Genomic DNA, 11,167 nt, shown 5'->3' with positions numbered 1-11,167 from the left:
CCCTGTAATTTCATCATTAAACCGTAGATTATACTGAAAATGAGTCAACCAGCCAAAATTCGCAATCTGGATAAGATTGATTTAGCCATTTTAGACGCTTTACAGAAAAATGCGCGTATTTCTAATGTAAACCTAGCTAAACAAGTTAATTTAAGTGCAAGTCCCTGTTTAGATAGAGTTAAGCGATTAGAGTCTGAAGGCTATATAGAACGCTACTCGGCAATACTCAACGCCAACTTACTTAAACATGGTTTAACTGCCTATGTTGAAGTGACCTTAGATAAGTCCACTACCGATGTATTTAAGCACTTTGCCCTACATATCCAAAAAATTAGCCAAGTGATTGAATGTGACATGGTTGCCGGAGGATTTGACTATTTACTAAAAATAAAAATTGCCGACATGGAAGAGTACCGTGCAATTTTAGGTGATCTCGTCGATATTCCTGGAGTTGCTAAAAACCACACTTACGTGGTTATCGAAAAAATAAAAGCCGATCAAGGCTTGCCCATACTTTAGCTGTTCAGTTTGGCCACATGGCTTATTAACCGTCACGCCACGCAAATTTTGTTGTTCGCAACTCACAATTATTAGCAACTCACTATTATTCGCGCTTGGCGACTTCAACTTTGATAAATTCTGGTAGATAAGCCGGGGTGCAGTTTTTTGCAACGACTTCACTTTTATAAAGCCCAAATTTTTCACCCAGCTTAATACATCTTGCTCTTAGTTTTGGTTCAAATACACCAATCCAGCCAGCACAAAAATTCATTACCCATTGTACTTCGGGCGCCTCAGCACTTAGTTTGGCTTCGATTACATCCAACAATTTAGCACTGCTTTCTGGCGGCGGAGTTTTCCCGGTCCAGCGTAAGCGAGCTTGATAATACCAAAACCAGCGACGCAGTATGCGAGAGGGACTATCCTGCCATGTTTCCATTAGCGCAATAAGCCCTTTATCTTTGGTTAATTGATTTGCTAACAACCAATCACCGATTTGGTTACTTTCATTTGCATCATGTGAAAGCAAATCATCGGCGAGTTTGTCAATATCACTTGCAACTAAAAGCTTTTTGTCAAATATGAGTGTTGCGAGCAGACGATGATAATATTGACCGGTTGACCAAAGCTCCATTGCTAGTAGGTGGTTTTTGTTAATTTCCTTACCACGTTTTTTAATATCGCCAAGCTTTGGCTTACCAGCCAACTCGGCAACAATTTCTTTAGCTTGTACAGATAAAGCCATAAAAGCAACCCTTTAATTTTGCAGTTAATATTTAGACCTTTGGCGTGTTTAAAATGGCGCGAAATATGTCATAAGCCAAAATATAGTTTAATTCCCGCCAGTGTGTTCGCGGTAGCAACCGATGCCAATATCAAGCCCATCACTCGGCTTACCACACTTGCTCCACTCGAACCAATAAGCCGGTTTATTTTACCCGCGAGCAGCATAAGTATATAGGTCACCAATAACACAGCTAACATCATTAATACCGTTTGCGCCTGTTCCCAGACGCTAAATCGATTATTTTCAGTCAGTAACACTGCCGCCAACATGGCTCCCGGACTTGCAATTGAAGGTACCGCTAGTGGAAATATAGCAGTATCGTGATGACTGTGGGCAAGCTTCACCTCTTCATCAGGTTTGCTTTCGCCAAATATCATTGTGAGTGCGAATAAAAATAAAATAATACCGCCCGCAATTTGAAAAGCGGGAAGCGGAATAGACATTGCAATTAGAATGAATTCGCCAGCAACAACGAAAAAAATAAGAACCATTGCGGCGGCAAGACTAGCAATAAGCGCAATCCTATTTTTAGCTTTATCATCGAAATGTGAGGTTACGGCGAGAAATACAGGGACAGTGCCAATGGGATCGACAACCGCGAAAAATACAATAAATGTGGCTACAAAATCTATCATTTCAGCATGCTCAACCTATTATGGCAGGCCCAAATAAACATCTTACTCAGAATCATTTTAAAAACCTTGCTAATTCATCTTTTGGCCGATTTAAATCTAAATATTTCAACATTATCGCTTTGCAACTTTACCCCAACAGTTTAACTACTGCATAAAACACACTTAGCTAAAAGATTTTTATTGTATATCCCATTAAATAAAATAAAGCAGCACAGCACAAATCAGTGTATCTATTACTTGGCTTGATTCACACTAATTTTTTCCAAGCCAAATGAATTATAGCTAAATTTAAACATTGACCCTCTCTAATTAGCATAAATACTTGATTATAAAATTGAGAATTTTTTCCGAGTAAGATTACTGTCAATTAAACTCGCTTTTCAGTAAACTGGCATTAACGATAAACTTAAATTTGTTAAAAACCAGTGATTAAAATATCTGAATCCGTCAGCATTCCTCTGAATGAAGTATCATTTGATGCCATTCGTGCGCAGGGAGCGGGCGGCCAAAACGTCAATAAAGTATCATCAGCAATCCATTTACGCTTTGATATTGCCGAGTCTTCCTTACCGGAATTTTACAAACAACGCTTATTAACAACTAATGACACTAGAGTAAGCAAAGACGGCGTTGTTATTATTAAAGCACAGCAGTTTAGAACACAAGAAAAAAACCGCAACGATGCAATCAATCGGCTAATTGATTTTATTCAGCAATCAACTAAAGTTTTGCCTCCGCGTCGGGCGACCAAACCGTCTAAAAACTCGCAAACAAAAAGGATGGACCGAAAAACCAAACATAGTCAAAAAAAGAGCTTGCGAGGCAAAGTAAGTGACTAAAAGCTTATTGCGCTTTTAAAAATTTATATAGCTGTTCAAAATCGACTCTATTTTTGTAGCCTTCATAAAAATATTTTTGCGTTATCTTTTGCTCTTTGTCTAATATAAAAACTCCCGGATAAGGTATTCCATAGTGCTTATCTTGTGGTCGATACTGCTGATTAATTACCTTATATTGCTTAATTGTTTGTAAGTCTTGATCCGCCAATAAAGTAAAACGAATAGCATGTTGGGACTTAAACTGACTAAGCGTTGCCACCGAATCGTATGACAGTGCAGCGATAGCGTACCCAATAGACGCAAACTTGTCATGCCACTGGTTTATTTCGATCAGTTGCTTTTTACAATAAGGACACCAATCAGCAGAACGAAAAAACAGCAATAGAGTGCCTTTTGTACCACCAAGTTGTGCCAACTTAACTTTTTCTCCCTGCGAGTTAACAGCATTAATTTCTGGTGCAATTGAGTTGACTGCTAACCCAACCTTTATATCAGCATGAACCGTTTGAGTGATTGCTGCTATCGCAACCACTAGAATAAAGACCTTGCTTATCAAATAATTAAATTTCACCGTTTGTTCCTAAAAAATAGCGAGTGGACTTGTTAAGACCAAACTCGTCCTGTTTTGTTACAGTAAGCTAAAAGGCTAAATAACACGAGCCTCTTTTAGCGCCAAAAGCGGCGCCGAGTCACCAATTGGCTAAAAATTAGCTATAAAAAAAAACCTGCTAATAATTATAAACTTCAGCAAGCCATTTTTAGGCCATCGCTATGGTTGAATAATCAACAATTCGCTAATATACATTTAATTTCTAATTAATCCGCTAGCAACAAAAAGCCTATGAAGCCTATACTTTTTATACTAACGGGCTTGGCCTGCTTTAAGTTACTCCTTATCGCACTGGTAGTTGTTCAAATTTATCAGGTTCATCAAGCAGAAATTCAACTGGCTCAAACAAAAACCGACGCCTTTAAACTATCTTATGAACTTAAGCAGTCCTCCGATGATCTTACCCGATTTGCACGTCTATATAGCTTGACTAATAATCAAGATTATTTGAAAAAATTTTATCAAGTACTTTCGATACGTAATGGTACAAGCCCACGCCCTAAAAATTATGATAGTGTTTATTGGGACTTAAACAAGCCAACCAGAGAAAGACTACATCCCTACCAAACAGCACAGAGCTTGCAATCTAAACTCACCTCAATCGACCTTAGTGAATTAGAACGTAGTAAAATCATTGAGTCTGAACGCCAGTCAAATGCATTAGTTAACTTAGAAGAAAAAGCCTTTAACGCCATGCAAGGGTTGTTTGCTGATGAGAACAAAAACTACACATTAAAAGCTGATCCTGACCAATCACTAGCAATAAAGCTATTACATTCGAATGAATACTTGGCAGCTAAACATAATATTATGCTGCCAATCGATGAGTTTATGGGCATAGTCAAACAAAGAATTGCACTTCAAGAATCAGGCTTAAATCAACAAATGAGTTTTTGGATTAGTTTACTCACCTCGCTATTAGTCAGCTTAATATTTCTTATAGTTATTGCGGTTTGGGTGGTTCATAAAAAAGTATTGAGCCCAATAAAGTCATTGAAAGCGCTCGTTGATGAATTTAAACAAACTGGAAAGATCGCTAATAAGCCAGTTTTCGAAAACAACGAGGTAGGTCAGGTAGCACAAGAAACTTATGTGATGATGGAAATTATAAGAGTCAATACTGAAGCGTTAAGAAAGCTCGCATATACCGATGTACTTACTCACATTCACAACCGAAGTTACTTTTTCACTATTGCTAAAAAGCTTTTACAGCTCGCCTTAAGAAACCTGCAACCGCACTGCTTGTTAATGTTAGACCTAGATCACTTTAAGCAAATCAATGATCAGTTTGGTCACATAGCCGGTGATAAAGTGTTGTCTCACTTTAGCCGTTTAGCCAATAAAGAAATTCGTAAAGCAGATATTTTTGCTCGCTATGGCGGTGAAGAGTTTATTATTTTGTTACCTAATTCAAAGTTAGTAGACGCGATCAGCATTGCAGAAAAAATAAGAAACAAGGTTGAGTCAACGCCATTCATGTTAAATGAGAATCAAATTACCATAACGGTAAGTATTGGCATTACCGAAGTAGATCTTAGCTTAAATTTAGAAGAAAACATTGATAGAGCAGATCAGGCGTTGTATAGGGCCAAGCAACAAGGACGTAATATTCTTTGTAGCTTTGATAGTATTAAAGCAAACAATGTTCACAAAATAAAATCAGAAAACTTCCAAGAAAGATAGAAGCGAGCAAATTCCGGGAGCAACCTCCCGGATAATAAACGGCTTAAAAATTTACTTATTAGCTTTAGACTTTTCTTTTGACAACTTTTTAGGCTGCCCTTTTACACTAAGCTTATCTTTTTCTGTTGCCTTGCTCTTTTTTGAAATTTTATTTTCTTTTTTGTCGCGCTTTTTGTGGCAGTGTTTTTTGTTATCTTTTTTACTAACATGGCAACCCTCTTTGTCTGTCGCACCAGGGTGGGCTTCAATGGGAGCGCTAAGAAAACCACAAGCTAATAAAGCAAAGCTTAAACACCAAAAACTATTTTTAATTTTTTGCATAGAAAAATCCCTTTTATTGAGTGAAGTTTAAATAACTTAATTAAAATATTAACTAAGTTGCCAATCAATATACCTTGCCTAATTTAAGCTAAAGTATCGATTAGGTCACACTTTGTTTGTAGGATTTTTCATAATTCAAAAAACATCTCTAATTTACTTCAATTAGATTACAGCCCAGCGATTATACAAATATTAAATTGGCGAAAGAGATACTCAGTCTATTAGTCCAGCTAACTTTTTGGGATCAAGTAGCACTTCTAACTCGTCTCTTGTAAGCTCGGTCATTTCCTGGGCGACATCAATAATTTTTCTTTCTTGCTCTAGCGCAGCTTTTATTATTTTGGCCGTCATTTCATAACCAATTTGGGTATTTAACGCGGTAGCTAATATAGGATTAAGTAAGGCTTTTTCTAATAATAATGACTGGTTAACCGAAAAATCTAACAGCAATTTATTTGTCATTGCATTTGCGGCATCGCTTAACAGCTGTATTGAAGATAGAAGCTTATCTGCCATAAGAGGCAACATAACATTTAATTGAAAATTGCCAGACGCATTAGCAAAACTCATCGTAGTATCATTTCCCATAACTTCAGCACACATCATTAATACAGCTTCTGCAATAACAGGGTTCACTTTGCCGGGCATAATTGACGAACCAGGTTGAAGCGCTTTTAACTTGATTTCATTTAAGCCCGTTTGTGGCCCCGAATTCATCCAGCGAATATCGTTACAAACTTTTGTCAATACCGTCGCTAGCACCTTGAGTTGAGAGTGCAGCGCTAAGCTAGTGTCTTGAGACGCGATTTTAGCGGCAAGATTTTCACAGGGTTTAATCGGTAGTTTTAATTCGTCCGCTAAATACCGACAAGTCATCGCTGAAAATTGAGCATGGGTATTAACACCTGTACCAATCGCAGTACCACCTATAGGCACTTGGCATTGCGCCATAAGTGCCGCTTGAATACGCCGCTGGCTTTCTTTGACTTGAAACTGCCAAGTTTTAAACTCGCTACCTAAACTCAAGGGTAACGCGTCCATTAAATGGGTACGCCCAGTTTTTATGACCTCTTGGTATTGATCAGCCAACTCTTCTAATTGCTCGCAAAGCCGATCTAAAGCAGGTAGTAATTGTCTGGCCACTTGTTCCGCGCTAGACAACTGAACACAAGTAGGAATAACATCATTACTACTTTGACCATAATTAACTTGATCATTTGGATGAATTTTATTTTCTGGCAAGGCTTTATTAGCCAAATTAGCAAGTACTTCATTCATATTCATATTAGTGCTAGTACCCGAACCCGTTTGAAAAACGTTAACTGGGAATTCTTGCAGGTAATTCCCTTCAATGATCTGGTCAGCGGCTTGCATAATCGCCTCACTCTGCGCTTTAGCAATGCAACCTAGTTCGCCGTTAGATTGCGCCGCAGCTTTTTTAATACGCGCAAGCATTTGGATAAAAGTGACCGGCATGCTTCTAGGTGAAAAGCTAAAATTATCAATCGCACGCTGAGTTTGCGGGCCGTAAAGCGCGTCTTGAGGCAATTCAACCGGCCCTAAGCTATCATTTTCAATTCTTTTCATTTCTATTGATATCCTCTATAACAGTTGATCCTAAGATTAATCAGCTCTATCCTGATAAGTAATGTACAAAAACATGGCAACAAAAAGTTAGTTTAGCGCAACATTGCTAACTAACAGCGGCAAGTTTGTCCATTTCATTCAATTAACGAAAGGGATCACAGACGAATTATGAGCAAGCAATGGCAACAAATTAAACCAATTAAAGTAGGCGATCAAACTTATCAAAGTATTAGTTTCGAAAAACTCGCTAAACAATACGACATTCAACGTCTACCTTACTCCATTAAGATTTTATTAGAAAACTTACTCCGCCACGAAGATCAACCATTTGTGCAAGAGCAAGACATACGAGCCGTCGCTAATTGGGATGTTAAAAACCATCCCGAAATGGAAATTGCTTTTGTTCCCGCGCGAGTTATCTTACAAGACTTTACAGGTGTGCCTGCTATTGTTGACTTAGCCGCAATGCGCAACGCAATGCAATCTCTCCAAGGCGATGCCAATAAAATAAATCCATTTAATCCAGTCGAGTTAGTTATCGATCATTCTATTATGGTTGATCACTTCGCAACGGATGACGCTTTAGAAAAGAACACCGAAATTGAAATACAGCGCAACGCTGAGCGCTATCAGTTTTTAAAATGGGGTCAAAAGAGTTTCTCAAACTTTAAAGTGGTTCCGCCCGGTCGGGGCATAGTTCACCAAGTCAATTTGGAATACTTAGCTCGCTGCGTTTTTGGCACTGAGTTTGCAGGAGAGCCATGGGCTTATCCTGATACGCTCGTCGGCACTGACTCACACACAACAATGATTAACGGTCTCGGCATTCTTGGTTGGGGGGTTGGAGGCATCGAAGCAGAAGCAGCAATGCTTGGCCAACCCGTCACTATGTTAATTCCTAAAGTAGTTGGATTTAAGCTTAGCGGAAAACTTAATCCTGGAGTGACGGCAACGGATATGGTGCTAACCATTACCGAAACGCTTAGAAACCATGGGGTGGTTGGCAAGTTTGTCGAGTTTTACGGACCGGGGCTTGAACATTTATCGACAGCTGATAGAGCAACTATTGCTAATATGGCACCAGAGTACGGAGCAACTTGCGGTATTTTCCCGTTAGACAAAGAAGCCATAAACTATCTGCGTTTAACGGGTCGCAACGCACAACAGTTAGAATTAGTAGAAAGCTATGCTAAGCAACTAGGCATTTGGCATGACGATAAAACCCCCGATGCCAGCTTTCACGAACTAATTAATTTTGACTTAAGCTCTGTAGTGCCCTGTATTGCAGGTCCTAAACGACCACAAGACCGTATAGCGCTTGACCAAGCAGCGGCTAAATTTGGAGAGTGGCTAGACTTAAGAATCAACGATAGCAAACAACCCGAAGAAAATAACTTTGCCGCCGAAGGCGGTAGCGCTAACCCTAAAGTAGAAGCCAACCAAGCAGCTGAAGTAGAATATAAAGGTCAACAATTTAAACTAGACCCAGGCGCAGTGGTCATTGCAGCAATTACAAGCTGTACTAATACCTCTAACCCCTCAGTTTTAATTGCAGCAGGGTTAATGGCACGAAAGGCCAGAGCCAAAGGTATCAGTAGCAAGCCTTGGGTTAAAACATCATTAGCACCTGGCTCACAAGTGGTCACTCAATACTTAGAAAATGCCGGCCTAATGGAAGACTTAGAAGCGCTTGGTTTTAACTTAGTTGGCTATGGCTGTACTACTTGCATTGGTAATTCTGGCCCTTTACCTGAGCCAATCACCAAAGCGATTCGGCTAGCGAAATTACCAGTATGCTCAGTACTTTCGGGTAATAGAAATTTTGAAGGCCGAATCCATTCAGACATTGCGGCAAACTATTTAGCCTCTCCACCACTGGTTGTAGCTTACGCAATAGCCGGTAATATGCAAATAGACATTAGCAAAGAAGCACTCGGTAATGATCAGCAAGGTAACCCGGTTTATCTTAAAGATATTTGGCCAAGCAATGCTGAGATTAAAGAGATTAATGATCAGTTTATTTCACAAAATTTATTTAGTGAAAAATATGCCGACGTTTATAGTGGCAACTCAACTTGGGATGAATTGAAAGTACCAGAAAAAACCATTTATGACTGGCCAGACTCAAGTTACATTAAGCAGCCGCCATTTTTTGCTGATATGCAAAAAGAAGTTAGCCAGGTTGAACCCATTAAGAACGCGCACTGCTTAGTCTTAGTTGGTGACAGTATTACTACCGATCACATTTCACCGGCTGGCTCTATCGCTGAACAAAGTCCTGCAGGTGCGTACTTAAACTCGTTAGGCATTGAAAAGAAAGATTTTAACTCTTACGGTTCCCGCCGCGGTAATCATGAAGTCATGATGCGCGGCACTTTCGCTAATGTCAGACTTAAAAACCTACTTGCACCAGGAACCGAAGGCAGTCATACCACCCATATTCCTAGCGGTGAGGTCATGTCTATCTTTGCTGCTGCAATGAAATATCAACAAGCAAACATCCCCAGCATTGTGATTGCCGGTAAAGAGTATGGTACTGGTTCTAGCCGAGACTGGGCCGCCAAAGGGCCTTCATTGTTAGGCGTTAGAGCTGTTTTAGCAGAAAGTTATGAGCGAATACACCGGTCTAACTTAATTGGCATGGGAATTTTACCACTCCAGTTTAAGTCAGGCGATAATGCTCAGTCATTAGGTCTTAAAGGTGATGAAGCGTTTAGTATTCCAGCGATTGAACAAGGCCAAAAATCGGTAAGAGTGAGCGTCAGCGGCAAACGATCAGTTGAATTTGATATGGATATTCGTATTGATACTGTCAATGAATTCCAGTACTACGCTAATGGCGGAATCCTCCAATATGTTATTCGCAACCTTCTATAGCTTGTTAAGCGCCAAACTTAATAAGTTTGGCGCTAGCATCAATGTTATAGGCTTTTCATTGCTGAGGTTGGGGTTTTTAATACCGACTTATCGCCTACAATTTACGACTCATTTTAGGATTAAAAATGATGCTTAAAAACACCAGCGAAAAATATGGCTTAATTGCAAAATTACTTCATTGGGTAGTCGCGCTAAGCGTCTTGGCAATGTTTTCGGTCGGTATTTGGATGGTAGAGCTAGACTATTACAGTAACTGGTACAAAGTTGCGCCAGACTATCACAAAAGTAGTGGCATTTTACTGGCGATTATCCTTGTTGTAAGAGTGACATGGCGCTTAACCAGCCCAAAGGTTTTACCACTGGAACAGCATACTAAACTAGAAAAATTGGCAGCCCACTGCGTACATCTTCTGCTTTATGTTTTACTCTTCGCCATTTTTTGTACCGGGTACCTTATTTCTACAGAAGACAACCGCGCTATTGATGTGTTTAACTGGTTTAGCGTGCCCAGTATGGGACAACTATTTGATAATCAAGCCGACATAGCGGGTGATATTCACCGCTGGTTAGCGTATATTTTAATCGGATTAGTTGTGGTTCACATTGGTGGTGCCTTAAAGCATCACTTTATTGACAAAGACAATACGTTAAAACGAATGCTCTAAAGGGGAAAAAAATGAAAAATAGTTTATTGACTCTAATCGCTGCATCAACCTTTGCTATCACAGCTAACGCGGCTGACTATAAAATTGATACCAAAGGTGCGCATGCATCAATTAACTTTAAAATACAGCACCTCGGCTACTCATGGTTAACTGGTCGTTTTAATCAGTTTGAAGGTCAGTTTAGCTACGATGCAGAAAAAGTTTCCGACGCTAAAATAAAAGTTAAAATAGACACTACCAGCATTGACTCAAATCATGCAGAGCGAGACAAGCACTTAAGAAGTGCTGACTTTTTAGAAACCGATAAGTTTTCAACGGCTGAATTTACCAGCACTAAAATTATCGATAAAGGCAACGACCAATTACAAGTTATTGGTGATTTGACCTTACACGGCATGACTAAAAGCATCACCATTGATGCGACCAAAGTCGGTGAAGGAAAAGATCCTTGGGGCGGCTATCGAGTTGGCTTTAGTGGTGAAACGGTATTAAAACTTAAAGATTTTGGTATTCCAGAAAGGTTGGGACCTAAATCTAGCCAAGTTTTTATAGAGTTACACATAGAAGGTATTAAACAATAATAGAAAAAAGCCTCTCTTTAAAGAGAGGCTTTTTTAATTAGTTTATGTGTAGTAGTGTGATTATCAAGTTTTTATTAGACC

General features: G+C 39.4%; 11 protein-coding genes. 6 read left to right on the top strand and 5 right to left on the bottom strand.

All coding sequences use genetic code 11. The features are described 5' to 3' along the window. The first annotated feature begins 39 nt into the window (after positions 1–39). Positions 40–519, top strand: a complete 480-nt coding sequence (locus ACUR5C_RS00400; RefSeq protein ID WP_454466331.1) for an Lrp/AsnC ligand binding domain-containing protein — start codon at positions 40–42, stop codon at positions 517–519. Positions 520–604: 85 nt separating this feature from the next. On the opposite strand, the gene ACUR5C_RS00395 is transcribed toward ACUR5C_RS00400, so the two are convergent. Further along, a complete protein-coding gene (locus ACUR5C_RS00395; RefSeq protein ID WP_454466330.1) occupies positions 605–1,246 on the bottom strand; it encodes a hypothetical protein in 642 nt (213 codons plus the stop codon). 68 nt (positions 1,247–1,314) lie between these two features. Beyond that, on the bottom strand, positions 1,315–1,923 hold the full coding sequence (locus tag ACUR5C_RS00390) for a MarC family protein (protein ID WP_454466329.1): 609 nt from the start codon (positions 1,921–1,923) through the stop codon (positions 1,315–1,317). A gap of 425 nt (positions 1,924–2,348) precedes the next feature. On the opposite strand from ACUR5C_RS00390, the gene arfB reads away from it, so the two are divergent. After that, entirely contained in the window at positions 2,349–2,762 is a 414-nt protein-coding gene (gene arfB, locus ACUR5C_RS00385) for an alternative ribosome rescue aminoacyl-tRNA hydrolase ArfB (RefSeq protein ID WP_454466328.1), read from the top strand. A gap of 4 nt (positions 2,763–2,766) precedes the next feature. On the opposite strand, the gene ACUR5C_RS00380 is transcribed toward arfB, so the two are convergent. Further along, the gene (locus ACUR5C_RS00380; RefSeq protein ID WP_454466327.1) at positions 2,767–3,333 is read right to left on the bottom strand and encodes a peroxiredoxin family protein; all 567 of its coding nucleotides are present in this window, start codon (positions 3,331–3,333) and stop codon (positions 2,767–2,769) included. A 270-nt stretch (positions 3,334–3,603) separates the two neighbouring features. Between ACUR5C_RS00380 and ACUR5C_RS00375 the strand changes: the two genes are divergently transcribed. Continuing rightward, complete coding sequence (locus ACUR5C_RS00375; RefSeq protein WP_454466326.1) at positions 3,604–5,055, top strand: GGDEF domain-containing protein; 1,452 nt, start codon at positions 3,604–3,606, stop codon at positions 5,053–5,055. Between the two features lie 51 nt (positions 5,056–5,106). Here the strand turns inward: ACUR5C_RS00375 and ACUR5C_RS00370 are convergent, their stop codons facing one another. Together ACUR5C_RS00370 and ACUR5C_RS00365 are read right to left on the bottom strand one after the other, a co-directional pair. Then, positions 5,107–5,376, bottom strand: coding sequence for a YHYH domain-containing protein (locus ACUR5C_RS00370; RefSeq protein ID WP_454466325.1), 270 nt, complete (start codon positions 5,374–5,376; stop codon positions 5,107–5,109). Between the two features lie 213 nt (positions 5,377–5,589). Further along, positions 5,590–6,963 (bottom strand): class II fumarate hydratase, encoded by a 1,374-nt coding sequence (locus ACUR5C_RS00365; RefSeq protein WP_454466324.1) that lies wholly within the window; start codon positions 6,961–6,963, stop codon positions 5,590–5,592. A gap of 168 nt (positions 6,964–7,131) precedes the next feature. Between ACUR5C_RS00365 and acnA the strand changes: the two genes are divergently transcribed. From acnA to ACUR5C_RS00350, 3 genes are all read left to right on the top strand, one after another. Then, the gene (gene acnA, locus ACUR5C_RS00360) at positions 7,132–9,840 is read left to right on the top strand and encodes an aconitate hydratase AcnA (RefSeq protein WP_454466323.1); all 2,709 of its coding nucleotides are present in this window, start codon (positions 7,132–7,134) and stop codon (positions 9,838–9,840) included. A gap of 125 nt (positions 9,841–9,965) precedes the next feature. Then, positions 9,966–10,505 (top strand): cytochrome b, encoded by a 540-nt coding sequence (locus tag ACUR5C_RS00355; RefSeq protein ID WP_454466322.1) that lies wholly within the window; start codon positions 9,966–9,968, stop codon positions 10,503–10,505. An 11-nt stretch (positions 10,506–10,516) separates the two neighbouring features. Then, complete coding sequence (locus ACUR5C_RS00350; RefSeq protein WP_454466321.1) at positions 10,517–11,086, top strand: YceI family protein; 570 nt, start codon at positions 10,517–10,519, stop codon at positions 11,084–11,086. Positions 11,087–11,167: the final 81 nt, after the last annotated feature.

It is taken from the genome of Aliikangiella aequoris (assembly GCF_053709105.1).
The sequence above is the reverse complement of the archived record's forward strand: the minus strand, read 5'-3'. Positions and strand labels throughout refer to the sequence as shown.

Coding starts and splice junctions, on each gene's coding strand:
- ACUR5C_RS00400 (WP_454466331.1), top strand. CDS start 40: ATGAGTCAACCAGCCAAAATTCGCAATCTGGATAAGATTGATTTAGCC.
- ACUR5C_RS00395 (WP_454466330.1), bottom strand. CDS start 1,246: ATGGCTTTATCTGTACAAGCTAAAGAAATTGTTGCCGAGTTGGCTGGT.
- ACUR5C_RS00390 (WP_454466329.1), bottom strand. CDS start 1,923: ATGATAGATTTTGTAGCCACATTTATTGTATTTTTCGCGGTTGTCGAT.
- ACUR5C_RS00375 (WP_454466326.1), top strand. CDS start 3,604: ATGAAGCCTATACTTTTTATACTAACGGGCTTGGCCTGCTTTAAGTTA.
- ACUR5C_RS00370 (WP_454466325.1), bottom strand. CDS start 5,376: ATGCAAAAAATTAAAAATAGTTTTTGGTGTTTAAGCTTTGCTTTATTA.
- ACUR5C_RS00365 (WP_454466324.1), bottom strand. CDS start 6,963: ATGAAAAGAATTGAAAATGATAGCTTAGGGCCGGTTGAATTGCCTCAA.
- acnA (WP_454466323.1), top strand. CDS start 7,132: ATGAGCAAGCAATGGCAACAAATTAAACCAATTAAAGTAGGCGATCAA.
- ACUR5C_RS00355 (WP_454466322.1), top strand. CDS start 9,966: ATGATGCTTAAAAACACCAGCGAAAAATATGGCTTAATTGCAAAATTA.
- ACUR5C_RS00350 (WP_454466321.1), top strand. CDS start 10,517: ATGAAAAATAGTTTATTGACTCTAATCGCTGCATCAACCTTTGCTATC.